The following is a 25,625-nucleotide window of genomic DNA, read 5'->3' on the forward strand; positions in this document are numbered from 1 at the left end:
GCTTGGGGCGGTTGCTACCCGAGTTTCCGGAGCCTGGATACAAAAAAAAGATTAAACAGTTCGGCTGTACAGAGTGAATTTGACATACCCTATAGGGGTATATTATCTTAACATAGGAGGCGGTAATGCACGAACACGAACACGGAGAGCATCATCACGAACAGCACACAAAGGAAAATCATGCAGGACATGACCATAAAGAGCATGCAGGCCATGATCCTGCGATGTTCAGGGCGAAGTTCTGGATTTCTCTGCTGCTGACATTCCCGGTTCTGTACTGGTCGGGGCATATCCAGCAGCTGCTTGGTTTTACTGCCCTTGAAATTCCCGGAGCTCAGTTCATACCGTCGGTACTCGGGACTTTGATTTTTCTGTATGGCGGACTGGTTTTTCTGAAGGGTGCATGGCAGGAAATCCGGGCATTGCTCCCGGGAATGATGACCCTCATTTCACTGGCTATCAGTGTGGCTTTCACTTTTTCCCTGATTGTCGAATTCGGTTTGCTGGATGCTCAGGCCCTGTGGTGGGAACTGGCTTCCCTGATCACTATTATGCTCCTGGGCCACTGGATCGAAATGCGCTCAATCAGCCAGGCGCAGGGTGCATTGCAGGAACTGGCTAAACTGCTCCCCGATACTGCAGTTCTTGTCAGCGGAGGGGAGGAGCGTGAGGTTCCGGTTCATGACTTACAGAAGGGCGACATTGTGCTTGTCCGGCCAGGGGACAGCATTCCGGTAGATGGTCGTGTGCAGAGCGGTGAGAGCAAGATCAATGAGGCAATGGTGACTGGCGAGTCCCGACCGGCTACAAGAAGCAAGGGTGATGAGGTAATCGCCGGGACAATCAATGGATCGGGTTCATTACGGATAGAGGTAAGCGGTACAGGTGAGGAAACCAGGCTATCGGGAATTATGAGACTGGTATCTGATGCCCAGCAGTCAAAGTCCCGGGTCCAGCATCTGGCAGACAGGGCAGCTCGTTGGCTGACGGCTGTTGCACTCGTATCCGGTGTGACGACGCTGATTGTCTGGCTGCTGATTGGTGCAAGTATTGATTTCGCGATTATCCGGGTAGTAACCGTGTTGGTAATTGCCTGTCCGCATGCCCTGGGTCTGGCCGTTCCCCTGGTAGTTGCCAATTCTACTAGCCTTGGTGCGAAAGCGGGTCTACTTGTGCGGGACCGGCGGGGACTGGAAGAGGCACGCCATATTGATACCGTGGTTTTTGACAAGACCGGTACGCTGACTCTCGGTGAGTTTCGGGTGGTAGAAATGCAGACTGCAGATGGTATTGCTGAGGACGTGGCCCTGTCCATCAGTGCTGCAGTAGAATCAGAATCGGAACATCCAATCGCTCGCGGAATAGTAGCAACAGCCAGGGATCGATCACTTGAGATTCCCGGGATTGAAGGATTCAACTCGATACCCGGTAAGGGAGTTTCTGCAAAGGTAGATGGAGTTGAGTATGCGGTAGGTGGTCCTGCATTACTGGATGACCATTCGGTGGAGGTTCCTGAAGTCTTGAGGAAAGCAGCTGAAAGCGCTGCCGAGCGGGGGCAGGCAGCTATCTATCTTATACAGGATAGCAGTGTGCTCGCGGTTTTTGCGGTTGCTGATGCAATCCGGGAAGAGAGCAAAGAGGTAATGCGTGAGCTGCATGATCTGAATATCCAGATTGTCATGCTTACCGGCGATGCCAGGGCAGTAGCTGAATCAGTAGCTCGTGAACTGAACATCGACACTGTGTTTTCCGAGGTGCTTCCAGAGGACAAGTCGGAAAAGATCAAGGAACTTCAGAAATCCGGAAAAAAAGTTGCCATGGTAGGAGATGGCGTGAATGACGCCCCGGCTCTCGCAATTGCAGAACTTGGTATCGCGATCGGTGCAGGAACTGATGTAGCGGTTGAGGCAGGACATATTGTTCTGGTGCGTTCTGATCCACGCGATATTCCACGCATTTTTCACCTGTCAAGGGTGACCTACAGGAAAATGGTCCAGAATTTGTGGTGGGCAGCAGGGTATAATATTGCAGCAATTCCGCTGGCAGCAGGTGCGCTTGCTGCATTCGGGATTATGCTGTCCCCGGCCGTCGGGGCAGTGTTGATGTCGGCAAGTACGGTCATTGTAGCTGTGAACGCACAGCTTATACGACGGAGTAATATATGATGCATGGAATGGGATTCGGAATGGGTTTTTTCATGATGCTCGTACCCCTGTTTGTTTTCGGTGTTGGTGGATTCACTTTGTATCGATTGTACCAGCTCAGACACCGCAGAAATGCTGGAGAGAACACTATAAACGCCGGAACTGCCGGATCTACAGAGACTGCTGTCTACCGGCTGGCAGCAAGTCGCAAAGGTGCGCTGACCGTTTCTGATGTGGTGGTAGGACTGGGAATGGATGCCCTTGCCGCTGAAAACCTGCTGCAGTCTATGGTGGATTACCAGCGGGTACGAATGGAAGTCAGTGATGCCGGAAAGGTTGTCTATGAATTTCCCGAACTGCTGCCAGATAGCGAAAAAGGAGATAAAGATGTATAAGCAAAACAGAGAAGCTAAGACAGATAATCTCCATAGAAATCATGTACTTCGGCTGTATATCTATTTACCAGCTGTATTCCTGGTGCTCATGGCCCCTGTCCTGTTCGCTCAGGGAATGATGGGCTCCGGCCGAATGATGCAGCCTGGCGAGATGATGGGCCCGGATGGAATGATGGCGGCCGAATCAGAGGCGGAATTTCTTGCTATGATGATTCCCCATCATCAGGAAGCTGTAGATCGATCGATCGAACTGCTGCAACTCACACAACGCCTGGAAATGGCAGAACTACTGGAATCTATTGTTGTTGAACAGTCAGCGGAGATCGAATTGATGAGAGCTTGGCTGGAGAGCAGGCATCCTGACACAGTAGAGAGCGACTCCTATGTACCGATGATGCGGGATTATGATGGTCTCACCCCCGAAGAAGCCGACAAGGTCTTCCTTGAGGATATGCACATGCATCATATGCATGCCGTTATGAGTTCCCGAATGCTGCTTCGGCTCGGGGATGAGGTGCATGAGGATACCCGACAGCTGGCTGAAAGTATTATCAAATCACAACTGGATGAAATCCGGTATATGCAACAGCTGTATCGTGAATGGTACTGACACAGGTGCATTGCCTCATAGGAGAGGACGTTTATGGAAATAGAATTTCAGTATTTTAATGGTTGTCCAAACTCTGAGAAAAGTTTGAAGAATCTTCAGAACCTGGTAGAGTCCAGGTATAACAACACAATCAAAATAAAAATGATTGAAGTGCCAGCACCTGAGCTGGCCGAGGAGCTACATTTTCAGGGTTCCCCAAGCATTCTCGTGAACGGATATGATCTATATTCGAAAGAGAAGCCGACTGGATATAATTATAGCTGCCGAATATATAATCTGGATGGAAAAATGACCGGAGTTCTTCCGATGGACTTCATTGAGAGTCGACTTGAAGAATTTCTGGAACAGATGGATACGGTCGGATATTAGCTGTCCGGCTGGACAGCTGTATTTCGGGGCACTACACTCAAGTTTATTATGAAACTGAAAAATATAGTATATCTTGAAGAAAAGCCGCTGCAGGCAGCTATTATGACTGCGGTCATTCATCTCGGGCTCATGGTCACCATGGGATTTTTTCTTGGAGTGGTCAGCGGTATTACCGGAGAGCTGGGTCTGCCTTATCCATCCTGGCTGGATGGTTTCTCGATAGTTGCTTCCGGTGGAATTGCTGTGTGGCTGGCATTCAGGTTCCTGTCTCCGGATTCTGTGTTCCCTGATCTCAAGCGCAGACCGGTAGCCCGGGACTGGGTCATGGCTGGTTTCTTTGCACTGCTTGCCTATTTTCTGAGTCTGTTCGCAGCAATTATGCTTGCCATGCTGCCGTTTATACCGCAGGAATCCAATGTTGAAATGCTTATGGAATTAATGCCTAAGTCAATGATTGTCAGGCTGCTGCTTATGGCAGTCTGTGTCCCGATTATTGAGGAGATTCTTTATCGTGGGGTGGTTCTGGGGCAGCTCGTCCGGAAAATGCGGCCGGGTTACGCGGTGCTTGTTTCAGCCGTAATATTCGGTGCAATCCATCTGGATCCATTTCAGTCCCTGTATACATTTTTCCTGGGACTTTTTCTTGGGTGGTTCTACCTGCGTACCCGCAATCTGCGTCTGACAATATGGATTCATGTTGTATTCAACAGTTATGGACTGTTGATATCGGAATTACAGCTGGAGCAGTATGGTGAAGAGGTGGTCCTCATGTACACTCTGATTTTTCTGCTTGTGGTTGGTATTACAGGAGCAATGGCTGTCAGCCATTTCCGGAAATTCAGTCCGGAAACGTAAAAAACCGGAAAATTTTCAGCAGTTCCTGAGCAATTTACTCGGCAATACAGTATATTATTATATATTGTATTTTTCGGGGGCTGTATGAAAGTAGTATCCCATGTGGTATTTCTTCTGTGCGTGGTTTTATTGATTTCAGGCTGTCTGAATCCTCTCGGCACTGAGCTGCAGGATTCCACCGATGCCGAACGAACCTCATTGCATGTAATACTCGGTGCTGATGAAACAGCGCGTACGATATTGCCAGCCGGTTACAGTGCTCCCGAGTTGTCCTACTCGGCTCTGCTCACCCCGGATGGCGGTGGGCCGACTATGCAGATTGACGATGTTCCTTATGACGGAATTCTGTTCAATGATATTGCCGCGGGTGATTATTTTATCGAAATCGCTGGTTTTGACGCTGACTCCCGTGCAGTCTATGCATCCGGAATGGTTCCAATTGTCCTTGTAGCGGGTGCCAATTCAATTTCTATTAACCTGTTTCCTCTGGTATCCGGGAATGGAGGCCTTGAAGTGTCGCTGACCTGGCCACCGGAATTGATTGACAGCGTCTCGGTGTACTGGAGCGATTCAGTGAGCGAACTGGATATGAGTCCACCTCTGTATATCAGTGAGAATCTTACTATCGATACCGTCCTGGGTGAATTGAGCATTAGTACTGATGATTCTGCGATTCCCTCAGGAACATGGTATCTCAGTATTAACCTGCTTCGGGGGGGAGAGGTCGCGGCGCGGATTATCGAGGCCGTGCGTATTCATGATTATCTGATTTCAGAAGCTGGATTTGTACTCCCGCCTGAACGGATTTCACAGCCGCCGGAAGCGCCGGATTCAGCACAGGTTGAACTGAGCGGCCCGGGTTATTTCAATGTCACCTGGCTTGATAATGCTATTACCGAGATCGGGTATCGTCTCTATGAAGGAACCCCAGGCAGCGGAACAATGATTTCGACTGTTTCTGCGGCAAACCAGATTTTCGGGAATATCTATGCTGTTCCAGGCACCCCATATGACTTCTACATAACAGCATATAATAATTTCGGAGAATCCGATCCGCTTGTATTCGAAGTTATGACCATTGAATCGTTCAGCAGCTATCTGATTACCGGAGCCCCTGTGCTCTTCGAGGAATGGGCTCCTCTGGATGTACTTATGGACTGGGAACCCGCCCCCGGGGCTGACAGCTATAATCTGTATTTATCGCAGAATGAATCACTCGTACAGACAAATGATCCCTCAGCATTTATTGCAAGCTACGGCTCGGGTGCTGTTGATCCTTCGCTCTACGCAGCAATTATTCCGGGAGAGCAGTGGTTCTGGTCAGTCGAGGCAGTGAACGCCTATGGATCAATATCAACAGGATTTGCTGAATCATTCACAATTCGGGAGGCGATTTATATAGATAATCTGATTGGTGACGATGCGAACAATGCGACAGCCGGGTCTCCTCTGTACTCTATAACTGAAGGTGTGGCCCAGGCACGTGATGGCGAGACGGTTACGGTTCTTGACGGGGATTATCTGTACAGTGAATACGGGCTGGTCATTGACAAGGACATTGTCCTGCAGGCAGAAAGCTCGGCCGAGATTGACAACACCAATTTTGATACCGGTCCTACTATCACCATGAGTCGGGGAACTCTGCGGAATTTCAGTATTCAGCCCGCAGAATCAGATCCGGATCCGCGGGTAAGTATCCGGATTACCGACACCCAGGGGCCGGTACTGCTTGAGAATCTTCGGGTTGTGGTGGATGATTTCGGCATTGAATTGCCTGACAACGGAAATTATCAGCATGAAATAGTAATTCGTAATAACCGCTTTATTGCCTATGAAGGCAGTACGTCCTTCTATGCCGGCAGCGGCAGCTATGCAGAACCAATCGTTTTTGATTCAAACCAGATACAGATTCTGAATATTATCGGTGAGGATTCACCCGTCTATGGAGTATATCGCCGTGACAATGCAGACATATATGTGACGAATAATGTCATTGAAAATCGACTGCACACCAGCGGTGCCAATAGTTTCTATGCTGTGTATGTTGAAGGACCGGGACCGGCATATGTTCTGCATAATAGCTTTATAAACCGGAATGAGTTCATGCAGGCACGCCTGATCGAGCATGGTCCCGATACCGATCTCTATGTGACGAATAATATTTTTTACGGAAACGGGATATCAAGCGAACTGGCATATTCATCCAGTCTGGACACCAGTCCTGCTGAATGGAACAACAATATCTTTTTCGGTCTGAATATGATGATGACCGCGGTAAATCAGTGGTCCAGCATGACAGGTTTAAATGCAGAAACATGGGCAGAGAACAATGTTTTTGTTGATCCCGCTCTGGATGTTCAGGATGTCGCGGCAAATCCACAGCCGGACTGGTATGCGCCGACACTCATGTCTCCGGATGCCCTCACGATTGGCGGATCGACGATATGGCTCAACGATGTGCCGGAGGACCGGCTGGGAGCAGTCCGCAGTGCGCCAGTCAGCATTGGCCCCTTCCAGGTCGAGCAGAACACGGCAGCCTCTGCTGCGGTATACGTGGCTCATCCGGCAGAGGGAGGAAATGATCTTAACCTCGGCACGGAAGAGTATCCCCTGGCTACCATTACCGCAGCAATCGCCCGGGTTGAAGCAATGGGTACCGTATTTGTCGGACCCGGTCTGTTCGTGGAAACAGTGCTGGTGAACAAGGAAATTACACTCGAAGGCAGCGGAGATGACACCATTCTGCGGGCGTCTCCCGGCGATGGAACAAGCCTGAATCTTACTGCTGCGGGGGCAACCGCCAGATACCTGCAGGTTCGACCGGGCGATACCGGTACAAGGGCTGCAGTAAGACTGGGGAATCAGAATACAACAATAGAATACAGTCTGATTACCGAGGATCCTAATGAACCGAACGGCACTACGCTGCGGGGTATAACCGCTGTCAGCGCCGGTGCACACATCAGGAATAACCGGATTGTACTTGCGGACACTACCCATGAAATGTCGACCCGCTATGCAATCAACCCCACCGAGGCTGCGGCGGTTGATAATCCGGGGATTATTGAAGGAAACCACATCTATTTCGGCAATGCACCGGGAGCATTTGTAATCGGTATTCAGGCAAACGATTACTACATAATCCGTAACAATGTAATTCAACAGGGTGGTACGGGAACCGGAGCAACCTTCAATGGCATTCGGGTAATACTAACCGACAATAATTCCTACCAGATACTGCATAATACCATTGTGAACACCAATGCCGAGCTGAACACGGTCAGGTTGATAACCATAGATAATTTGGTTAATCCGGTAATCAGCAACAATGTGCTTCTTTCGAGCGGGAACGGTACTGCTGTGCATGTGTCCGGCGCCGGGCAGGAGCCCAGCGAGCTGCACAATAACCTCATGTGGGGAGCCACATTACTGTATGACGGTTTTGCTGACATAAATACTCTCGTGGGTCTGAATGACCTGCCATATGCCCAGGATAACGTCAACATTGATCCTCAGCTGTTGGAGGGAATCCTTGGTGGAAATGACTGGTGGGCACCATCGCTCAACTCTCCCGTCGGATTGACTGAAGGCGGCACCGATGCATGGCTCGGGGTGGTGCCGGAGGATATCCTCGGGAACCCGAGAAGTGTCCCGGTCTCGATTGGAGCATACGAAGTAGATTAATCTATAGGTGAATCGCGAGGGGGAGGCCTGCATGTTTTATAGGAGTTGTACCGGGTATTCTTCCATTATCTTATCCCGGCTGGCGAGGATCATGTTTTCAGTTATAGCCTGGGAAATAATGAGCCGGTCGAAGGGGTCTCTGTGAATCAGTGGGAGGCTTGCAACTGATGGAGCATGGCTCCAGCTGATTGGTAATGGAAGGAATCCCTGTTTCCTGAGAATAGTCAGGTAGTTGTCAGGTATCGAAATCTTTCCAAGACTTGATTTAATTGCAATCTCCCAGACACTCGCGCTGCTCAGAAAACAGTTGTTTTTCGGTACTGCAAATTCACTGGCCCATTGTTCAGGCAATTCAGGGCTATCGGAAAGCCACCAGATAATAGCATGGGTGTCCAGAAGAATTTCCATTTCTATGCTTCCATACCAAATGCTGCCGCAATGTCTGCAGGGAGTTCGTCAAAGTCATCTTCAACCCTGATTTTATCCCGTAAGGCCCCTGGCTTCTGGGAGATTGTATTATCCTGATAGGGCATAATAACCGCGACAGGCTTCCCTGCTCTTTTCAATATAACTTCCTCACCCTCGATAACCTTTTCAATAATGGCAGAAAGATGGGCCTTTGCATACGTAATAGTGTTGACAACCATATTGACTCCTGACCATGCCAGATCTGGTCTTTTAAATCTAGTATCTGAGAGTTCAGAAGTCAATCGTGTAATATAAAATAGGGAGCTTTTTGATTTTCATTTTATGGATGAGTATTCACGAAATCCGGAACATCGGTGATTATGTATTCGCCTTTGTTGATTCCCAGGGCAGCAGCAAAGGAATGAAACCAGAAGTCGTTTCGCAACAGGATGGCGATCTGATGATCATGGAACTGATAGTTGATAATGGATATTCGATACGTATCTTCAGCATTCTGGTCAGGCTTGAGAAGTCTTGCAGCTACCTGGAATGCATCATAGGAATTTCGGTCAAGACCTATTATACGGCCGTTTCGGATCAGATGCATTGCTTCAAAGTCTCCCGACCATTCAGTGTTTGGTATGCGGGTATTCCAGTTCCAGTCACGTTGAATTATTACCAGATTGTGTTCCAATGAAACCGTGTGTTCCCTGTTGTTTATGACGTCCTCAAGGATCTGCAGGTACTCTTCTATTCCATGGGTAGAAAAATTCCATCCACCTGTTTCAGCTGTTAGATAAACCGGCACAATCAAAATCAACAGGATCAGAATTACAACACTTACTTTCCGCATGCAGGAAATTGTAGTTCCAAGCCGGCATAGATGCAAATCAATCCTGGAGTAACAGCAATTCTGGATGTGCACCTGTACATGCTGATTATATATACTTATATCACAATACTTTGACAATTCGTGACTACAGATATATTATTGCAGTATGATCAGGCGTTTAATGAAAGACACTGTAATTCAGGCCAGTCAGCAGTTTCCGGTTGTCGTTTTGACTGGCGCACGACAGACAGGTAAAACCACCCTGTTGCGGGATTGTTTCCCCGACTACTCATATGTAAGTCTGGATCTGCCTTCATTGGCTGCACAGGCAGAAGAGGATCCCGAGTTGTTTTTCGCTTCTTGTCGCCCGCCGGCCATCATTGATGAAGTACAGTATGCACCGGCTCTGTTCAGGCATCTGAAACAGCAGGTCGATAAGCAGCGTCACAGTATGGGCAGCTGGATTTTGACGGGAAGTCAGCGATTTAATCTTATGAAAGGGGTCAGTGAGAGTCTTGCTGGCAGGGCTGCTATACTTGAGCTGGAAGGCCTGGCATGGAAAGAGCTGCGTGACCTTGATGTTTCTATCCTGTCCTACCTGGATCGCGGTAGCTTTCCGGAGCTGTACCGGCAAAGAGAACTCGATGCGAATATGTATTACTCCAGCTATATGGCAACATATCTCGAACGCGATGTCCGCCAGATCCTGAATGTAGGATCCCTCCGGGATTTTGACCGCTTTATTCGCTTGTTGGCTACGAGAAATGCCCAGCAACTGGATAAATCCGCCGTGGGAACTGCTGTAGGCGTCAGCGCAAAAACAATCAGTGCCTGGATCTCCATTCTGGAGGCCTCCGGTCAGATCAGCCTGCTCGAACCCTGGTTCGGAAATGTCGGCAAACGTATTGTAAAAACACCGAAAATCTATTTTAACGACACCGGTCTGTTATGCTGGTTGCTCGGATTGAATGAAACAAAATGGGAGAACAGCCCGTTTATGGGATCACTCTGGGAAACCCTGGTCTATTCAGAGTTCCGCAAGCTGCTGGGTATGCAGGGACGTAAAGGCCAAATCTATTACTATCGTGACAACCAGGGACTCGAGGTAGATTTCCTGCTTCCCGGAAGCCCCTTTACCGCGGTGGAAGTAAAATCTGCATCGGAAATCAAGACTCGAAATCTTGAAAACCTCTACCGTTTTGCACGCATTGCGTCACAGTCCGCCGAGCCAGGTCTGCAGAACCTGCAGCTGGTATGTATACGCCGGTCGGAAATTCAAAACACCCTTCGCACCGCGGATCAACCCGATATCGCTTTGTCGGGAATTTCCGATATTGAAAATTTATGATTTTCAAAGAGCTTTTAAATGAAACAGTTGCTATATAACGTGCTCGAGAAATTTTATCCTCCAGATTGTCTTGAGTAGTAGGAAGATGGCACCATCTATCACGGCCAAGCTTTTTCTCTGTAACACATTACAGGCATAATTTATGTCAAAGGCTTCTGTCTTTAATAGTCCCGGGCCTTGGTCAGATTCTCAGTCGTCAAATACTTGCTGGAGAGGGAAATCTACCAATACGCTATAATCCTGTAGAAAATGAATCTTATCTTCTGGTCGAACCCAACGTAGGACGAATGTCTTCACTAGACGAGAATTTCAATGCAGTCCCTGGAACCCGAATTACACTGACCAATCGACTTGCTCCTCCAAGCGCCGATGGCCCCTTTCTGCATACTGTGGAGGCACGTCAGGTTTCCCGTGTCGGTCTCCCGAAAGCTTCTGATGCCTTGAAACTCATTCTTGGGCGGATGATAGAAACTATCTTTATGGGAATAAAGGCAAGGTTTCAAACTGCATCAATGCTGGAGCCTGTTTACAAAGGTTCATATGACCTGTCATCTACCCAACAAAATAGGTATGCGCGCTTTTGACCAAGGCGTCCCTGGCGGTGTTAACAAATCTAACCACATTACAGAAATAGAGGAGATCTCCATCTTCGAACAGCAGTTTTCCCTCACACATAGCCCCGTTCCCGTGACTCAATGCATTTTCGATTTTAATTTCTGCAACATCAGGTCGCACTGACAATTGTTGAGGCAGGTCGTCATATGAAATTACTTTATTTGTACCGACAGTAGCCCAAACAAAGTCCTCGCGTATATGCTGTCTGGCTGCCTTGAAATCCTTTTCCGCCAATGCAATGGTCAAATCAATTACGCGCTCCATTTTCGGAGCGTTTCCGCAGTGAAACATGACTTCTTTTATCATATACCCTCCTGCAATCAAATATACTTCATGTATCTGCCCATATCCTGATGACCTGCGGGTATTCCACAATTCCTCCAAGTGGTAGACCGGCTTTATCACATTGACTGTGCTTGATCTGAAAATCATGGTGTATAATGAAGCTATGAAAATACTACGTTTTACAAGCGGTGATGAGGTGTCGCGATCAGTGCGAATGGTGCAGACGGTGTATATTCTGGTGTTCCTCGGCATGGCTGGGATCGGAGCCTTGTGGGTGCTGTCAGCTGAAGTGCTGCAGCCTGATATTGATCCCCTGCTTCAGGTCATTGCAGTGACTATCCTGCTGGCCCTGTTGAGTTTTACTGCGGGACTGCTGACTCACGACTATTCCTGGACTGATAGATTATGGAGTACCGCTCCGGTAGGATTAGCCTGGATCTATGTCATTGCCGCCGACTGGGACACCCGCGTGCTTGTGGCCGCTGTGCTGGTTACTCTCTGGGGCGCCCGGCTGACGTTTAACTTTGCCCGTCGCGGGGGTTATTCCGGCATGGAAGACTATCGCTGGGCAATCCTGCATTCGCACATCCGCAATCCCCTGGCATGGCAGCTGTTCAACCTGGTGTTCATTGCAGGATTCCAGCACCTGCTATTTATCGGTTTCACCCTTCCGCTTTATGTACTCTACCTGGAGCGCGGCAGCGAACCGGGGCTTGGTTTCTGGCTTGGCTGCGCTGCGCTTCTGTATTTCCTCATGCTGGAAACAATAGCCGATCAGCAGCAGTGGGAGTTCCAGAAACGAAAAAGCGCAGCAAAAGTCGATGCAGAGTCTGCGCAGACAGAGGTTTCAGAAGCAGTCGATCCCAGCACCGACGAGGACCTGCGCCGTGGCTTCCTGAGTACCGGTCTGTTCCGCTGGTCGCGGCATCCCAATTACCTGGGCGAACTCGGTGTCTGGTGGAGTGTGTACTTCCTGGGAGCTATTGCCGCCGGAAGCCTCCTGCATTGGAGCATAGTCGGTCCGGCTTTGCTGAGCTGCCTTTTCGTCGGCTCGACACGCTTCACGGAAAAAATATCAGCATCAAAATATCCCGGGTACCGGGAGTATCAGAAAACAACCTGGCCGATTCTGCCCAGACCCTGGTAGAGTGCCGGAACCCGTTTGTACATGCCGCTAATGATCGCCTTTCTACAGAGTGCTGACCTGCAGCCCGCATAGGCGGGCAAACTGAGCCTGGCGCGTATCGCCGGTAATAAATAATGTACAGTGATTATACACCGCAGCCGCAACATGCATAATATCCAGGCTGCGTGCAAGCGTATCGCTGGTGAAATTCCGGCTGAATTCCATAGCGCTCTGGAATACCGCTGACCAGTCAAGCGCAGTCCGGTGCAGACGACCCTCTGCACAGTCAAGCTCCAGATAATGTTCAGCAGCAGTACGTTGAATGCTGTTGATACCACCGCGTCCCTCGAGAGCATGAAAGGTGTTACGGATCTCAAGCTCCTGCAGCCTGTTGATGTGAATCACCGAATGCTGCTGTATTAGATCTATTGCCATATTTGAATTTGGTTCGCGAATATACAGCTTGATCAATACTCCGGAATCTACATACACGCTCACGTATTACCTCTGTCGTCATAGAGCAGCTGCGAAGCTGATTGTGAAACTGGTCCATCCGGGAACACCTGCTCCAGCCGTCCGGCGACATCAGGCCAGGGTGACGCCTCGGCAGCTTCATACTCCGGCACAATCCTCGCTATCAACTTGCCGCGCCTCCGTACTTCCAGCACTTCACCAGCTTCCACTTCGTGTAGATACTGACCCAGATGATGTTGTAGATTCCGAACGTTAACCGTCTTCATGTCTAACATTATGTATTACAATGGTGGATTGTGCAATCTCCAGCTCGATGTTCTAAATGAAAGCCATGCCCTATCTTGACTGCAAATACCAAAGCATCTATTATATATGTGTGCACATACTGCACAGGGGGTGCTGATGAATATTACATTGTCGGCAGATGAGCGCTTGATCAGCAAGTCCCGGGAGTATGCCCGGCGGCACAATACCTCGCTGAATCAGCTGATTCGTGACTACCTGCAACAGATTACCAATACTACTGACCTGCACAGCGCTGCTCAGGAATTTGAGAAGCTCTGTTTCGAGCAGGCCGGAAAATCGCCGGATCAGTATCGATTTTCGCGTGAAGCTGAGTATCAACGGGGCAGCAGAAGTCAGGAGCGCTGATGGCAAAGTATTTTATTGATACTAATATTCTGATTTATGCCAATGATCAACGGGATCCAGTCAAGCAGAAGACTGCCGCTCATCTCATAAGCCGGCTCATGATCAGCGGCGAAGGCGTGCTATCCACCCAGGTCCTGCAGGAGTACGCCAATGTGGCGCTGACCAAACTGGGACAGAATGAAGAAGTGGTACTGCGTCAGCTGCATCTGCTGGAGCAAATGGAAGTAGTGCGTCAGACCCCATCCATGATACGCCGTGCGGTTGAAATCAAAAAGACGTATAACATCAACTTCTGGGACGCGTGTATTGTCAGCAATGCCGAGTACGCACAATGCGATACGATTTACTCGGAAGACCTTAACACCGGACAGTACTATTCGGGAATCAGTATCCGGAATTCTTTGACTGAAAGCTGGTAGTAATTCCTGTTGTTTTCTATCGAGCTTTTTGCAATTTCCTCTATCTGTTTTGCCATTTTGCAGAAGAGGCTCTGCGGGCATCAGAAAGCGCATTGCTCAGCTCACCTGGCAGTAAATGTACATCCACATAAATTCCTGAAAAAGGGGAGCTGTCAGGTTGTTCCGGAGACAAGCGGAATTGACTGCCATCAGCCCGCCGAATAATTACTGCGCCTTCGTTCTGGGCTCTGTCCAATACTGCGGCAAATGTCTTTCTCGCTTCTGAATAGGTAACAACAAGCATTCTTATACCTCCACAACAGAAATGTTCCGCTTTCCTGCAAGCTTTGCCATATGAGCATCCAGCGTGAGCAATGGTATATTATAGCGTTCAGCACAAGACAGGTAATATGCATCGTATGCATATATGTTGAATGTGTCGGCCATGAGAAGTGCGGCAGGAATATCTACTGTTAACTCTCTCATTGGTATCCGCATATATGCGTGATATACCGCAACTGCATCCGTTGATGATATCCTGGACCGCTTGAGCATTGCAGATAAAGCATTGCCGATTTCAAATTGCAGACATCCTGGTGCTGCAATTGCACAACCTTGAGTAAGGGCGATGATCTTCTCCCGCTCAGGTTCATTCATCAGTACAGCAAGTATAGCAGATGCATCCGCTACCATATCCATGGTACAATTGTACAACTCATTCTGGAATAAATCAATGTGATTCTGATTAAACCGTTGAGACCACCGCGGCTGATGCATCGTTCCACGTACACTCCAACAGTACATGCTTGCATCAATCCGGTTTTAGTTTTAGTATTTTTTGTTCAGACCATAGATCCGCCGCCTCCACCTAAAACGCCCCCGGCGTACAGGTTGTGGGCGTTGGTGTATCAGGAGAGCTCTATATGCCAATAAAAATCCTCGACGCCTTACCTGCCAGAGAGCATCTGGAGCGAGAGAATATATTCGTAATGACCGATGAGCGTGCAGAGCATCAGGACATTCGTCCGCTAAAAATTGCGATCGTCAATCTTATGCCAACCAAAATAGCGACCGAGACTCAATTGCTGCGGCTGCTCAGTAACACTCCCTTGCAGGTTGATATCGATCTCGTGCATACAAGTTCGCATGAATCCAAAAATACCGATCCGGAGCATCTGGATCGATTCTATACCTCGTTCGAACATATCCGTAGTAATCGCTATGACGGAATGATAATTACCGGGGCTCCTGTTGAGACCATTCCATTTGAAGATGTTGATTACTGGGACGAGCTGGCGGCTATTATGGATTACACCCGCAGCAATGTCTGTTCTACGCTGCATATCTGCTGGGGAGCGCAGGCCGGCTTGTATCATCATTACGGCATCGAGAAATATCTTCTGCCGGAGAAAATCTTTGGTGTTTATATGCACCAGCGCCATGTCGACCATATGCCGCTGTTTCGCGGGTTTGATGAATGGTTTCCTATACCTCATTCACGCTACACGGATGTCCGCCAGCAGGATATCGAGGCAATACCGGAACTGCAGCTGATTGCCACCTCGAAGCAGGCAGGCGTGGGAATTGTTTCGGCACATGAGGGACGCCAGATATTTATTACCGGTCACCTTGAGTATGATGCCGATACCCTGGCGCAGGAGTATCAGCGAGATATCGACAAGGGACTCGAGATCAAGGTTCCCGAGCAATATTTCCCTAACGATGATCCTGGCAATGCTCCGATTGCGACCTGGCGTGCCCATGCCCACCTGCTCTTTGTGAACTGGCTGAACTACTATGTCTACCAGGCAACACCCTTTGATCTTGCTGATCTGCCGCCGATAGAGGGATAGGTGCAGTCTATTTTCAGTAGAGAAACCCGAACAGGTACAGTGGGATCTCGTATTTGGAGCCGTAAAGGATGTCGTCCTTTACGAGGTATGCCTGCCCGAGTTGTTCCTGTATCTGTTTGGTGGATTTGTTTCTGCCCCCGATCTCGAACCATGTGCCGTTGACACAAAAATCACCGATAGTACTGTAGAACACGCGGTGGCCGGAATTCCTCAGCATGTTCAGAAAGAATATTTCGCGAATGGATCCGGTGTGTGCTTGATATCCGGTGTTGTTCATCACAGCCTGGTAGAGATTAGGGTTTTCAAGAAATATTTTCTCCCGCTGTTTTAAAGCGTTGCTGCCCGATTTCTCACTGGCTATGAGGGACAGCAGTCCACTGTCCTCCATTATAGACAGATAAGTCTGCACCGTTCGGTTATCCAGTCCAATATTCCTGGATATACTGTTCCGATTGAGTTCCCCGGGAGGAATGCTGGCTACATATGCCAGAATTTTCTTGAAATAAATCAGGTTTTCGGTTTTGAGCCGGTAATAGTTAGGAATATCCTCGTAGATAGTCTTTTCGATTACCCGGAACAGTTTTTGACTGTACGAGGCGATATCCTCCATAAAAAACGGGTAGTATCCATGCTGCAGGTAATCCCTGAAATGCCCGCGCAGTTTATTAATACCACCGATATGCTGTTCATACCTGGACGCATGCTGAAGCAGATCGTCATAGGAAATTGGATCGATTCTGGCGATTCCTCGAAACCACAGGTATTCACGGAACGACAAACCATGCATTTGCAATAGTACGCTGCGCCGGGACAAATCGTGACTGCCATGGATTAGATCAATGCTGGAACTCCCGGAAAATACAATTGAGATATCCGGGTAGGAGTCATAGATGTTCTTCAGCTCCTGGTTCCAGTTCTGGTATTTATGTATCTCATCCAGAAAAAAATAGCGGACCCCGTTTGTTTCATATTGCTCATGTACAAAATCGATCAACCCATGCTGTGCGAAGTAGATGTGATCAAGTGAAGCATATATGCATGAATCAATATCGGTGATCTGTTCCTTGATGTACTGTAGCATCAGGGTTGTCTTTCCGGTGCCCCGTGGTCCAATGAGGCCTGTCAATCGATTGTGGAGATTAAACTCTGGGTACAGATAGCGATGCAGTTCACAGCTAGTGCTTGCCAGCAGTCGCTTGTAGGTGGCGGTAATGGTCTGCGTCATTGGACTACACTCCAGTTATTATGTAGTATAATTGGAGTGTAGTCTAATTGCAAGGCGAAGATGAACCCTGCAGCTGGATAATCCAGCCGTGGGAACTGCGGTAGGCATCAGCGCAAAAACAATCAGTGCATAGATCTCCATTCTGGAGCATCCGTTCAGATCAGCCTGCTGCACCACTGGCGAGTGCAAGTACTGTAGTGTTCTTGTACGCCTGGCACGGACACTCTCCGGTCAGCAGATACATCCGCTTGAGGTGAGTTTTATGTACCCCGAGCCGGAATCACGCATCGAGTATGAACGCATCTTCAACTGCCCGGTGCGCTTCGGGCAGAAAGCAAATTCCATGACGGTTCATACGCGAATGGGCCGTCTGCCTGTGCGTATGGCCAACCCGATCCTGCTGGAGCAGTTCGAGAACTATGCCCGGGATGTACTGGCCAAAATGGAAGGAGACAATACTGTGAGCCAGTCGGCAGGCAAAATCATTCTGGCACATCTGGATGATCAGTCCCTGAGTATCAAAAAGGTAGCCCGCGAGATGAATGTCAGTGTACGGACTCTGCAGAAACGTCTGGAAGGTGAGGGCCTGGATTTCAGCGCTCTACTGCGTGACATCCGCCGGCAGCTGGCCAGAAAATACCTCGGTGAGAACTACAGTGTGGAACAGATCACCTACCTACTGGGCTTCTCCGAACCGAGTGTCTTTCGCAAATCCTTCAAGAAGTGGGAAGGGATTACACCGAGGGAGTATCGAAAAAAAACCGGGGCGGGGCCCCGGCTAAATTATTGATAAGAGGAGTACCAACTTAGAATGCGTATGCTGCTCCAAGATTTATACCAAATCCGGTAAAAATATGGCTCTGATTCCCGATTGTCTGGGTAATACCGGACGAGCGGAAACCTGCCGTCACACCAATCTTTTCGCTCAATGCATGCATGTAGCCAAGTTCAGCATAGCCTCCCATACCAATATCATTGATGTTCTCATCTGTGGCCATAAAAAGACCGGCTGCGAGGTCAATATAAAGCCAGTCAAGACTCAAACGACCCATTGCCAGAACGGGTATGTAGCCAATGGTCATTCCATCTTTGATCGAAAGCACATTCGACAGGTACCCGGTGGTAAGACCCACAGCTACCTCCGCCATTCCGAAATCTTCAATTTCGAAGGTAACGTCTTTCAACTGATACAGGGCGAACAACTGAATAGGGAAACCGATGTAGGACACATCACCTAAAGCATCGTAAGCATCTTTTTCACTGTTCAGGGTGTACTGAACTCCAACCCCACCACCAGCAACGATCTGTGCAAATGCTCCCCCTGTTGATAGCACCAGAACAAGCAGCACAAGTAGTAATTTTTTCATATAAACCTCCAGATGTTTATTGGATCATCTGATCCGTCGCTACGAACTTACATCTACAGGTCTTAAATCAATCTTAAAAAAATCTGGTATTTTCTAATCAGGTACTCCCGTCATTATTTCTGTTTTTAATAATAATAGTGATTAGATTGATGCAGAATCTTAATCCTGTCAGGCATATATCATCAGTGAAATGTTGCATTTTCCAAATACATCATCGAAACTTGAAAATATGTCTACTAATCAACGCGACCGGCTTCAACAACTGGAGCAACTGCTGCTGCACACCAGCCGCGGTTATACCCAGGCAGAGCTCGTCAAACGCTTGGGTGCCAGTAAGCCCACAATACATAGAGATATTCAGAAGCTATCCGGTGAATGTCCCTTACTTGAAGAGGAAGGAAAGCGCTACCGCATAGATCCTTCCGGATATCTACACAATGTTCGTCTGAGCATGCATGAGCTGGAAGCACTGCACCTGTCTGCGCGGCTCTTTGCCCGGGTTATGAAGTTTCCGTTTCCGCATGCATCCGCCGCGCTGCGGAAGCTGGCGGATGCCCAGAGCAGGGTCAGCAAGGCCCTTGCTGATCAGATTCTGCAGACAGCTGAGGATATTGACTGTTTTGAAAGTCCTATTGATTACTCGCGTTACCGCGAAATAATCGAGCTCATTGGCCGTGCAATGAGCGAATCCCGTCCGCTTGAGGTGAGCCACTACTCGGCAAAAAAACAGATTGAGCAGCAGTTTACCCTGTACCCGATTACCCTCGAGCCCCACCACGAAGGCCGCGCTGTACACCTACTGGCCTGGGATATTTCGACGCACACCGAGCAGTTCCGCACAATTAAAATCGAACGGATTTCGGATGCCAGACTCCTGCCTCCAGAACCCGATATTCGCAAGCGCATACCCGAAGAAGAGATGAGAAAGCGTTTGAAACAAGCCTGGGGAATCTGGAGCAGTGATGAAGCACCCCACGAAGTACGACTTCTGTTTGATTCCACCGTTGCTCTGCGGGTCAAGGAAACCCACTGGCACCACAGCATGAGCGTTATCGATTTACCCGACGGTAAGCTTGGCTTTACCGTCCAGGTTGCCGAACCCCGCGAAATGTACCCCTGGATCCGCGGCTGGGGCCCCGCCGTACAGGTCCTGGAGCCAGCCTGGCTGCGCGAGCAGCATATAGCCGACTGCCGGGCTATGGCGGAGATGTATGGGGAAAACGAGTGATATTTGTGCTGATATGCTAAAAAACTGGAATAAATCCGGAAATTGTTTCATTAGGTGAAACTGGGGGATGGTAGAATAGTAATATGGAGGGAGAGCAAATTTCAAATGAGTTCTGATTATATCGCACATGTTAAGCAAGATGCCCATGGTAAGTGGGAAGCCCCTCATGATCTCTATTCTCATCTTGTGGAGGTTGCTAAACGTGCTTCAGATTATGCCTCTGGTTTTGGCAATCCCGATTGGGCAAACGTTGCTGGTTTGTGGCATGATTTGGGGAAGTATAAACCAAGCTTCCAAAGCTATATCCGGACAGCGTCCGGGTATATGGGTGAGATAAACAACGAGGGAGGGGTGGGAAAAGTAGACCACTCAATTGTCGGAGCGATACTGGCAAAGCAGAAGTACGGAGATTCCGGCATTTGCTTTGCAAAGGTTCTTGCATATTTAATAGCAGGGCATCATGCGGGTCTGCCAGATTTTGATCATACTGCTGGTATTGGTGGTGCGCTTTCCATGCGCTGGAGAGAAGAAAAACATCTGAAAGAGGCAATGCACTCCGAAATACCTTCTGAAATCATCAGCGTGGATCTACCTGCGTCAATGCCTTGTAAGCTTGAAGCAGGGCCGGAGACTGAAGCATTGATGGAGGAGAATCTCCATTTGTGGATTCGTATGCTTTTCTCTTGCTTGGTGGACGCGGATTTCCTCGATACTGAAGCCTATATGAGTCCTGAATCCGCTGATCAGAGAGGCTCTATTACCATCAGTATGCAAAGTTTAAAGCTGAGAATTGATGATTATCTGTCTCAGCTCACAGGATCTTCGGATTCAAGCAAAGTGAATCAAATTCGCGCCTCAATATTGCGGCAATGTCGAGATAATGCAGGAAAACAACCAGGAGTTTTTTCTCTAACAGTTCCAACAGGTGGAGGAAAAACCCTGTCGGGAATGGCGTTCGCACTGGAGCATGCACTTAAGCATGGCAAGCAACGCATTATAGTTGCTATTCCATATACTAGTATAATTGAACAGACTGCCGAACAGTATCGGAAGGTGTTTGGAGCAGATGCCGTAATCGAGCACCACTCGAACTTGAATCCGGACACAGAGACAAGTGTAGCAAGACTCGCCAGTGAAAACTGGGATGCCCCCATTATTGTAACTACAAATGTACAGCTATTCGAATCACTTTTTGCTGCTCGCACCTCGGCGTGTCGGAAACTGCATAACATAGTGAATTCGGTGATTCTTCTTGATGAAGCACAAATGCTGCCTCCGCAATATTTGCAGCCAATCATCTCCAGTATGCGAGGACTGGTAAAGATGTTTGGTTGCTCAATTGTATTGTCAACGGCAACACAACCTGTTCTTTCCGGCACAATCGATTTGGGCATGGAAGTGCTTAATGGATTTGATCCAGCTGAAGTATCAGAAATAATCGATAAACCCGATATGTTGAGTAGTCAGCTGCAAAGGGTTCAGATAACAACACTGAAGCAGGATGATGGAAAATCCAGTTGGCAGGAGATAGCGGATGCAATGCTTGAACACGATCAGGTTCTGACAATAGTTAATTCACGACGTGATTGCAGGCAATTATTTGATTTGTTGCCTGAAGGCACTATTCACCTTTCGGCATTGATGTGTCCTGAACATCGTTCTGAGGTAATTCATTTCATCAAGGGAAAGTTGAAGCAGAAAGAATCATTACGTGTTGTCAGTACTCAACTTGTAGAGGCTGGTGTGGATATTGATTTTCCTGTCGTATTTCGAGCAATGGCTGGGTTCGACTCTATTGCTCAGGCGGCAGGTCGGTGTAATCGGGAAGGTAAGTTGAAACAACTTGGAAAGGTTTACATTTTTCGGCCGGAGCATGACGCCCCACCGGGATTGTTGAGGAAGGGGCAGTACGCAGGGGAGGATGTATTACAAGCCTTTCCGGAAACCGCGACAAGCCTTGATCCAGAAATATTCCGAAGCTATTTTAATCAGTTTTATACGCGACTCAGCAGCTTTGATGAAAAAGGAATCATGAATTTGCTTGCTGGTGACCGCTCCCGAGATTTCTGCTTTCAGTTTCGCACTGCAGCCAGGGAGTTTCGTCTCATCGATAGTTCTGAACAACGTTCTATTGCTGTATGGCATAAACATGGGGCGAACCTTATCGAACAATTGGAATTATATGGACCAAACCGACAGCTGATGCGTAAAATCCAACGATTTACCATCTCGGTTCCGAATCCCATTGCTCAAAAACTCGAGTCACAGGGTTCAATCCGTAATGTGCATGGGATGGATGGCTTGTATGTGCAAAATGCTACGAAACTGTACAGTGAAATATATGGATTGAATATGGACGGCCCGCAACTGACAGCAGCGGATTGTGTCTGCTAACAAAGGAGGTAGTGTTGGACCATTTTTACAAGACCTTTTGCCTTGAGGTAGAGGGAGAGTATGCATGTTTTACCAGACCCGAAATGAAGGTCGAGCGGGTGAGTTATGATGTAATTACTCCTTCTGCAGCACGGGGGATATTTGAAGCTATTCTCTGGAAACCTGCAATTTCATGGCAAATCAAGAGAATAGAGGTGCTGAATCCGGTCAGGTGGACATCTGTACGCCGAAATGAAGTAGGTTCTTATATCAGCCCGCGTACAGATGGAGTGTTTATCGAAGATACGCGTCAACAACGAGCTGGACTCTTGTTACGCGATGTGCGGTATCGACTATATGCAGAGCTGCGCTTTACTCCTGGTCACGGAGAAGACAGAAAGGACGAGAATCCTGCTAAGTACAATGCAATGTTCGAGCGAAGGGCGCAAAAGGGGCAGTGCTTTAACCAGCCGTATCTTGGCTGCAGGGAATTTAGCTGTCGCTTTAAACTCATTGACAATGACGATTCCGATAGAACTAAACCTGTTCTGGAGGACATGGATCTTGGGTTCATGCTGTACGATATGCAGTTTCCCAATCCCAGCGATGAGGATCAGGAAATCCGGCCTGCCTTTTACCGACCGATTATGAAACAAGGCGTAATCGAAGTCCCAGCATGGAACAGTGGAGAGGTATATCTATGATTATCCAGGCACTGTATGAATATTATCAGAGAAAAGCGACTGACCCAAACAGCAAAATTGCTCCAGAAGGGTTTGAGTGGAAGCAAATACCTTTTTTGATCGTTCTTGATATGCAAGGTAATCTGATTCGATTTGAAGATACGAGGGAGCAGCAGGGGAAGAAAAAGATAGGTAAGGCTTATTTGGTGCCACAGGGTGAGAAGAAGGCAATGGGAATTAAAGCAAATTTATTATGGGACTCAGCCGAATATGTATTAGGTGTTAACCCAAGAGACCGTGGTGACATTATAGAGCGACATAAGGCTTTTGTTGACAAACAACAAAGGGTACTAAATGGATTGGCTGCTAAACCTCAGGTTGCCGCTATTTTGCAGTTCCTCGAGCATTTTAATGCAGAAGTTTATGCCAAAACCAATGCAGATGATTTATGGAGAGAAATCACGGAGACGAATGCTAACCTGACATTCAGAATTCAGGGAGACACAGGAATTACTGTAGCCGACAGCTTAAAGGATGCATTAACCGGTATTGAGACTGCGTCAACCGGTGATTTTATTCCCGGTAGATGTTTGGTAACCGGTGAAGAAGGTCCTATAAACCGAATTCATCCGGCTATAAAAGGTGTATATGGTGCACAGGTGGCAGGGGCAGCACTTGTGTCTTTTCAAAAGCAGAAAGGATACGATTCATATGGGAAACAGCAGAATTACAATGCGCCAATAAGTAAGACTGTTACTTTTGCATATACCACAGCATTGAACCTCCTTCTTGCCAAAGGTTCTCAGAATAGGATGCAGATTGGCGACGCATCGGTTGTTTTTTGGGCACAGAAAAGTGACTCAGTTATGGAAAGCCATTTTCGGTCATTCTTTTCTCCACCCAAAGAGGAGCGAGATAACCCAGATAAGAATGTAAGAGATGTTTCTAACACGTTGTACTCTGTACTGACGGGTATACCCCCAGAGGAAAGCGATACTATGTTTTACGTTCTTGGGTTGGCACCCAATGCAGCCAGAATTTCTGTTCGTTTTTGGCATCAAGGTTTTGTTCAGGAATTTGCTGATAATATTCTGCAACATTTTGCTGATTTGGAGCTTGCTGGGGGACATGTCGAAGAATCAAAGCTTGCGTTGTCTTATTTACTAAAATCAACAGTGCTCGATTGGAAGACAGATAATGTACCTCCGAATCTTGCTGGAAACATGATGCGTGCAGTAATAGCAAACCAGCCATACCCAGTACCATTGCTTCACCAATGCATCCGGCGTATTCGCGCGGAGCAGAAGATTTATCATATTCGAGCAGCGCTCTTGAAAGCCTATTTGAACCGAAAAAATAGAAGTTCATACCAAAATTTTGAAAAGGAGATAACAGTGGCACTAGACAAAGACAATACCAATGTCGGCTATCGACTTGGTCGGTTGTTCGCCGCCTTGGAGAAGATCCAGGAAGATTCCAGTACAGGGCGGACGCTCAACACAACAATTCGGGAGAGATATTATTCTTCTGCCAGCTCGAGTCCAGTAACAGCATTCCCTCAATTGCTAAAGTTGAAAAATCATCATCTTGCCAAGCAGGATAATCCAGCATTTAAAATTGCTCATGAGAAACGACTTGCCGAGATCATGAGCGAGTTACCGACATCAATCCCTGCGCATATGAACATAGAGGATCAGGCCAGATTTGCGATCGGTTATTATCATCAAAGACAGGATTTTTTCAAGAAGAAACCAACAGTAGAAGGAGAAGAAAATGAGTAATGCAGTAAGTCGAAGGTATGACTTTACCTATCTGTTTGATGTGCAGGACGGGAACCCGAATGGAGATCCTGATGCCGGAAATCTGCCACGGATAGACGCCGAGACAGGTATGGGACTTGTGACAGATGTGTGCCTGAAGCGAAAGATTCGAAACTATGTGCAGATTGTTAAGGGAGCTCAGAAACCATTTGATATTTATGTGAAAGAGAAGGCAGTCCTCAGCCGGACGCAGGGAGAGGCTTATCAGGATGAATCTGTGAAAGCAGCCGAAGAGGGTGGAAAAAAGGTCGAGAAGGGACGTGAATTCATGTGTCGTAATTTCTATGATATCCGAACCTTTGGGGCAGTCATGAGCTTGAAAACAAATAATTGTGGGCAGGTGCGTGGTCCAATTCAGCTTGTTTTCGGGCGCTCGGTTGAACCGGTAGTTACCTTGGAACACAGCATAACTCGTATGGCCGTCGCGACAGAGAAGGAAGCGGAAGATCAAAAAGGTGACAACCGAACTATGGGGAGGAAGTATACAATTCCATATGGGTTGTACCGGACCCATGGTTTCATCTCTGCACACCTGGCTGAACAAACCTTCTTTACCGAAGACGATCTGCAGCTTTTCTGGGACGCCTTGATCAATATGTTTGAGCATGATCGCTCGGCTGCCCGGGGACTCATGGCTGCTAGAGGATTATATGTATTCGAACATGATTCCTCCCTCGGGAATGCACCGGCGCATCAATTGTTCGAGCTGATACAAATTGCCCGTTCCTCAGATAATACAGGCAAACCCGCAAGATCATTCTCAGATTACCTGATTACAGTTGATAATTCGAGTTTGCCCGCCGGTGTGAAACTCCACTCCATGATTTAATTCCAGGCCGGGGTCGAAGGATCCCGGCTTGTTAGGGCAGGTAATGTATTCTG

28 protein-coding genes are annotated in these 25,625 nt (G+C 48.1%); 18 read left to right on the top strand and 10 right to left on the bottom strand.

The features are described from left to right. Positions 1-125 precede the first annotated feature (125 nt). From ACYQ2L_RS00330 to ACYQ2L_RS00355, 6 genes are all read left to right on the top strand, one after another. Positions 126-2,165: a heavy metal translocating P-type ATPase gene (locus ACYQ2L_RS00330; protein ID WP_460049836.1), complete on the top strand. Its 2,040-nt coding sequence runs from the start codon at positions 126-128 to the stop codon at positions 2,163-2,165. Beyond that, complete coding sequence (locus ACYQ2L_RS00335) at positions 2,162-2,539, top strand: hypothetical protein (protein WP_460049838.1); 378 nt, start codon at positions 2,162-2,164, stop codon at positions 2,537-2,539. Before ACYQ2L_RS00330 ends, ACYQ2L_RS00335 begins: the two co-directional genes overlap by 4 nt. Next, the gene (locus ACYQ2L_RS00340) at positions 2,532-3,149 is read left to right on the top strand and encodes a DUF305 domain-containing protein (protein ID WP_460049840.1); all 618 of its coding nucleotides are present in this window, start codon (positions 2,532-2,534) and stop codon (positions 3,147-3,149) included. Before ACYQ2L_RS00335 ends, ACYQ2L_RS00340 begins: the two co-directional genes overlap by 8 nt. A 33-nt stretch (positions 3,150-3,182) precedes the next feature. After that, complete coding sequence (locus ACYQ2L_RS00345) at positions 3,183-3,518, top strand: thioredoxin domain-containing protein (RefSeq protein WP_460049842.1); 336 nt, start codon at positions 3,183-3,185, stop codon at positions 3,516-3,518. Between the two features lie 48 nt (positions 3,519-3,566). Next, positions 3,567-4,373: a CPBP family intramembrane glutamic endopeptidase gene (locus ACYQ2L_RS00350; RefSeq protein ID WP_460049844.1), complete on the top strand. Its 807-nt coding sequence runs from the start codon at positions 3,567-3,569 to the stop codon at positions 4,371-4,373. A gap of 84 nt (positions 4,374-4,457) precedes the next feature. Further along, a complete protein-coding gene (locus tag ACYQ2L_RS00355; RefSeq protein ID WP_460049846.1) occupies positions 4,458-8,057 on the top strand; it encodes a DUF1565 domain-containing protein in 3,600 nt (1,199 codons plus the stop codon). 36 nt (positions 8,058-8,093) lie between these two features. On the opposite strand, the gene ACYQ2L_RS00360 is transcribed toward ACYQ2L_RS00355, so the two are convergent. The 3 genes from ACYQ2L_RS00360 to ACYQ2L_RS00370 are packed head-to-tail and all read right to left on the bottom strand — an operon-like array spanning position 8,094 to position 9,318. Next, entirely contained in the window at positions 8,094-8,465 is a 372-nt protein-coding gene (locus ACYQ2L_RS00360; protein ID WP_460049848.1) for a type II toxin-antitoxin system VapC family toxin, read from the bottom strand. Between the two features lie 2 nt (positions 8,466-8,467). Next, positions 8,468-8,767 carry a type II toxin-antitoxin system Phd/YefM family antitoxin gene (locus ACYQ2L_RS00365; RefSeq protein WP_460049850.1) on the bottom strand — a complete coding sequence of 100 codons (300 nt, stop codon included), beginning with the start codon at positions 8,765-8,767 and terminating at the stop codon, positions 8,468-8,470. 38 nt (positions 8,768-8,805) lie between these two features. Further along, entirely contained in the window at positions 8,806-9,318 is a 513-nt protein-coding gene (locus ACYQ2L_RS00370) for a hypothetical protein (RefSeq protein ID WP_460049852.1), read from the bottom strand. Between the two features lie 145 nt (positions 9,319-9,463). Between ACYQ2L_RS00370 and ACYQ2L_RS00375 the strand changes: the two genes are divergently transcribed. Together ACYQ2L_RS00375 and ACYQ2L_RS00380 are read left to right on the top strand one after the other, a co-directional pair. Then, on the top strand, positions 9,464-10,645 hold the full coding sequence (locus tag ACYQ2L_RS00375) for an ATP-binding protein (protein ID WP_460049854.1): 1,182 nt from the start codon (positions 9,464-9,466) through the stop codon (positions 10,643-10,645). A gap of 287 nt (positions 10,646-10,932) precedes the next feature. Next, positions 10,933-11,229, top strand: coding sequence for a hypothetical protein (locus ACYQ2L_RS00380; RefSeq protein ID WP_460049856.1), 297 nt, complete (start codon positions 10,933-10,935; stop codon positions 11,227-11,229). Here the strand turns inward: ACYQ2L_RS00380 and ACYQ2L_RS00385 are convergent. Then, positions 11,198-11,566: a hypothetical protein gene (locus ACYQ2L_RS00385; protein ID WP_460049858.1), complete on the bottom strand. Its 369-nt coding sequence runs from the start codon at positions 11,564-11,566 to the stop codon at positions 11,198-11,200. The genes ACYQ2L_RS00380 and ACYQ2L_RS00385 overlap by 32 nt on opposite strands. Before the next feature lie 142 nt (positions 11,567-11,708). Here ACYQ2L_RS00385 and ACYQ2L_RS00390 point away from each other — a divergent pair, with 142 nt between their 5' ends. Next, positions 11,709-12,692, top strand: a complete 984-nt coding sequence (locus tag ACYQ2L_RS00390; protein WP_460049860.1) for a DUF1295 domain-containing protein — start codon at positions 11,709-11,711, stop codon at positions 12,690-12,692. 42 nt (positions 12,693-12,734) lie between these two features. On the opposite strand, the gene ACYQ2L_RS00395 is transcribed toward ACYQ2L_RS00390, so the two are convergent. Together ACYQ2L_RS00395 and ACYQ2L_RS00400 are read right to left on the bottom strand one after the other, a co-directional pair. Continuing rightward, positions 12,735-13,169 carry a type II toxin-antitoxin system VapC family toxin gene (locus ACYQ2L_RS00395; protein WP_460049862.1) on the bottom strand — a complete coding sequence of 145 codons (435 nt, stop codon included), beginning with the start codon at positions 13,167-13,169 and terminating at the stop codon, positions 12,735-12,737. After that, positions 13,166-13,411 (bottom strand): type II toxin-antitoxin system Phd/YefM family antitoxin, encoded by a 246-nt coding sequence (locus ACYQ2L_RS00400; protein ID WP_460049864.1) that lies wholly within the window; start codon positions 13,409-13,411, stop codon positions 13,166-13,168. The genes ACYQ2L_RS00395 and ACYQ2L_RS00400 overlap by 4 nt, the downstream gene beginning before the upstream one ends. Before the next feature lie 136 nt (positions 13,412-13,547). On the opposite strand from ACYQ2L_RS00400, the gene ACYQ2L_RS00405 reads away from it, so the two are divergent. Then, the gene (locus ACYQ2L_RS00405; protein WP_460049866.1) at positions 13,548-13,796 is read left to right on the top strand and encodes a DUF6364 family protein; all 249 of its coding nucleotides are present in this window, start codon (positions 13,548-13,550) and stop codon (positions 13,794-13,796) included. After that, positions 13,796-14,215, top strand: coding sequence for a PIN domain-containing protein (locus tag ACYQ2L_RS00410; RefSeq protein ID WP_460049868.1), 420 nt, complete (start codon positions 13,796-13,798; stop codon positions 14,213-14,215). Before ACYQ2L_RS00405 ends, ACYQ2L_RS00410 begins: the two co-directional genes overlap by 1 nt. A gap of 40 nt (positions 14,216-14,255) precedes the next feature. On the opposite strand, the gene ACYQ2L_RS00415 is transcribed toward ACYQ2L_RS00410, so the two are convergent. Both ACYQ2L_RS00415 and ACYQ2L_RS00420 read right to left on the bottom strand, forming a co-directional pair. Next, positions 14,256-14,498: a hypothetical protein gene (locus ACYQ2L_RS00415; protein ID WP_460049870.1), complete on the bottom strand. Its 243-nt coding sequence runs from the start codon at positions 14,496-14,498 to the stop codon at positions 14,256-14,258. A gap of 2 nt (positions 14,499-14,500) precedes the next feature. Further along, positions 14,501-14,893, bottom strand: a complete 393-nt coding sequence (locus ACYQ2L_RS00420) for a type II toxin-antitoxin system VapC family toxin (protein WP_460049872.1) — start codon at positions 14,891-14,893, stop codon at positions 14,501-14,503. Between the two features lie 224 nt (positions 14,894-15,117). Here ACYQ2L_RS00420 and metA point away from each other — a divergent pair, with 224 nt between their 5' ends. Beyond that, a complete protein-coding gene (metA, locus tag ACYQ2L_RS00425; RefSeq protein ID WP_460049874.1) occupies positions 15,118-16,047 on the top strand; it encodes a homoserine O-acetyltransferase MetA in 930 nt (309 codons plus the stop codon). Between the two features lie 13 nt (positions 16,048-16,060). Here the strand turns inward: metA and ACYQ2L_RS00430 are convergent, their stop codons facing one another. After that, entirely contained in the window at positions 16,061-17,272 is a 1,212-nt protein-coding gene (locus tag ACYQ2L_RS00430) for an ATP-binding protein (protein WP_460049876.1), read from the bottom strand. Between the two features lie 211 nt (positions 17,273-17,483). On the opposite strand from ACYQ2L_RS00430, the gene ACYQ2L_RS00435 reads away from it, so the two are divergent. Next, positions 17,484-18,062, top strand: coding sequence for a helix-turn-helix transcriptional regulator (locus tag ACYQ2L_RS00435; RefSeq protein WP_460050469.1), 579 nt, complete (start codon positions 17,484-17,486; stop codon positions 18,060-18,062). Between the two features lie 16 nt (positions 18,063-18,078). Here ACYQ2L_RS00435 and ACYQ2L_RS00440 read toward each other — a convergent pair whose 3' ends face one another. Next, positions 18,079-18,639 carry a hypothetical protein gene (locus ACYQ2L_RS00440; RefSeq protein WP_460049878.1) on the bottom strand — a complete coding sequence of 187 codons (561 nt, stop codon included), beginning with the start codon at positions 18,637-18,639 and terminating at the stop codon, positions 18,079-18,081. Positions 18,640-18,868: 229 nt separating this feature from the next. Here ACYQ2L_RS00440 and ACYQ2L_RS00445 point away from each other — a divergent pair, with 229 nt between their 5' ends. The 5 genes from ACYQ2L_RS00445 to cas7c all read left to right on the top strand — a co-directional run bounded on the left by ACYQ2L_RS00445 (position 18,869) and on the right by cas7c (position 25,572). Next, complete coding sequence (locus ACYQ2L_RS00445) at positions 18,869-19,867, top strand: helix-turn-helix transcriptional regulator (RefSeq protein WP_460049880.1); 999 nt, start codon at positions 18,869-18,871, stop codon at positions 19,865-19,867. A 105-nt stretch (positions 19,868-19,972) separates the two neighbouring features. After that, on the top strand, positions 19,973-22,261 hold the full coding sequence (gene cas3 / locus ACYQ2L_RS00450; protein WP_460049882.1) for a CRISPR-associated helicase Cas3': 2,289 nt from the start codon (positions 19,973-19,975) through the stop codon (positions 22,259-22,261). Between the two features lie 11 nt (positions 22,262-22,272). Next, positions 22,273-22,944, top strand: coding sequence for a type I-C CRISPR-associated protein Cas5c (gene cas5c, locus ACYQ2L_RS00455; protein ID WP_460049884.1), 672 nt, complete (start codon positions 22,273-22,275; stop codon positions 22,942-22,944). Beyond that, positions 22,941-24,704: a type I-C CRISPR-associated protein Cas8c/Csd1 gene (gene cas8c, locus ACYQ2L_RS00460; RefSeq protein ID WP_460049886.1), complete on the top strand. Its 1,764-nt coding sequence runs from the start codon at positions 22,941-22,943 to the stop codon at positions 24,702-24,704. Before cas5c ends, cas8c begins: the two co-directional genes overlap by 4 nt. Continuing rightward, on the top strand, positions 24,697-25,572 hold the full coding sequence (cas7c, locus tag ACYQ2L_RS00465) for a type I-C CRISPR-associated protein Cas7/Csd2 (protein ID WP_460049888.1): 876 nt from the start codon (positions 24,697-24,699) through the stop codon (positions 25,570-25,572). Before cas8c ends, cas7c begins: the two co-directional genes overlap by 8 nt. The last annotated feature ends 53 nt before the right edge of the window (positions 25,573-25,625 follow it).

The sequence above is a fragment of the Spirochaeta dissipatitropha genome, assembly GCF_054657935.1.

What these genes read in the sequence shown, in the direction of transcription:
- ACYQ2L_RS00355 (WP_460049846.1), top strand. Translation starts at nt 4,458, where the DNA reads ATGAAAGTAGTATCCCATGTGGTATTTCTTCTGTGCGTGGTTTTATTG.
- cas8c (WP_460049886.1), top strand. Translation starts at nt 22,941, where the DNA reads ATGATTATCCAGGCACTGTATGAATATTATCAGAGAAAAGCGACTGAC.
- ACYQ2L_RS00350 (WP_460049844.1), top strand. Translation starts at nt 3,567, where the DNA reads ATGAAACTGAAAAATATAGTATATCTTGAAGAAAAGCCGCTGCAGGCA.
- cas3 (WP_460049882.1), top strand. Translation starts at nt 19,973, where the DNA reads ATGAGTTCTGATTATATCGCACATGTTAAGCAAGATGCCCATGGTAAG.
- ACYQ2L_RS00445 (WP_460049880.1), top strand. Translation starts at nt 18,869, where the DNA reads ATGTCTACTAATCAACGCGACCGGCTTCAACAACTGGAGCAACTGCTG.
- ACYQ2L_RS00370 (WP_460049852.1), bottom strand. Translation starts at nt 9,318, where the DNA reads ATGCGGAAAGTAAGTGTTGTAATTCTGATCCTGTTGATTTTGATTGTG.
- ACYQ2L_RS00335 (WP_460049838.1), top strand. Translation starts at nt 2,162, where the DNA reads ATGATGCATGGAATGGGATTCGGAATGGGTTTTTTCATGATGCTCGTA.
- ACYQ2L_RS00360 (WP_460049848.1), bottom strand. Translation starts at nt 8,465, where the DNA reads ATGGAAATTCTTCTGGACACCCATGCTATTATCTGGTGGCTTTCCGAT.
- ACYQ2L_RS00430 (WP_460049876.1), bottom strand. Translation starts at nt 17,272, where the DNA reads ATGACGCAGACCATTACCGCCACCTACAAGCGACTGCTGGCAAGCACT.
- ACYQ2L_RS00375 (WP_460049854.1), top strand. Translation starts at nt 9,464, where the DNA reads ATGATCAGGCGTTTAATGAAAGACACTGTAATTCAGGCCAGTCAGCAG.
- ACYQ2L_RS00440 (WP_460049878.1), bottom strand. Translation starts at nt 18,639, where the DNA reads ATGAAAAAATTACTACTTGTGCTGCTTGTTCTGGTGCTATCAACAGGG.
- ACYQ2L_RS00385 (WP_460049858.1), bottom strand. Translation starts at nt 11,566, where the DNA reads ATGATAAAAGAAGTCATGTTTCACTGCGGAAACGCTCCGAAAATGGAG.
- cas7c (WP_460049888.1), top strand. Translation starts at nt 24,697, where the DNA reads ATGAGTAATGCAGTAAGTCGAAGGTATGACTTTACCTATCTGTTTGAT.
- ACYQ2L_RS00400 (WP_460049864.1), bottom strand. Translation starts at nt 13,411, where the DNA reads ATGAAGACGGTTAACGTTCGGAATCTACAACATCATCTGGGTCAGTAT.
- ACYQ2L_RS00410 (WP_460049868.1), top strand. Translation starts at nt 13,796, where the DNA reads ATGGCAAAGTATTTTATTGATACTAATATTCTGATTTATGCCAATGAT.
- ACYQ2L_RS00340 (WP_460049840.1), top strand. Translation starts at nt 2,532, where the DNA reads ATGTATAAGCAAAACAGAGAAGCTAAGACAGATAATCTCCATAGAAAT.
- metA (WP_460049874.1), top strand. Translation starts at nt 15,118, where the DNA reads ATGCCAATAAAAATCCTCGACGCCTTACCTGCCAGAGAGCATCTGGAG.
- ACYQ2L_RS00390 (WP_460049860.1), top strand. Translation starts at nt 11,709, where the DNA reads ATGAAAATACTACGTTTTACAAGCGGTGATGAGGTGTCGCGATCAGTG.
- ACYQ2L_RS00415 (WP_460049870.1), bottom strand. Translation starts at nt 14,498, where the DNA reads ATGCTTGTTGTTACCTATTCAGAAGCGAGAAAGACATTTGCCGCAGTA.
- ACYQ2L_RS00330 (WP_460049836.1), top strand. Translation starts at nt 126, where the DNA reads ATGCACGAACACGAACACGGAGAGCATCATCACGAACAGCACACAAAG.
- ACYQ2L_RS00380 (WP_460049856.1), top strand. Translation starts at nt 10,933, where the DNA reads ATGTCTTCACTAGACGAGAATTTCAATGCAGTCCCTGGAACCCGAATT.
- ACYQ2L_RS00405 (WP_460049866.1), top strand. Translation starts at nt 13,548, where the DNA reads ATGAATATTACATTGTCGGCAGATGAGCGCTTGATCAGCAAGTCCCGG.
- ACYQ2L_RS00420 (WP_460049872.1), bottom strand. Translation starts at nt 14,893, where the DNA reads ATGGATATGGTAGCGGATGCATCTGCTATACTTGCTGTACTGATGAAT.
- ACYQ2L_RS00345 (WP_460049842.1), top strand. Translation starts at nt 3,183, where the DNA reads ATGGAAATAGAATTTCAGTATTTTAATGGTTGTCCAAACTCTGAGAAA.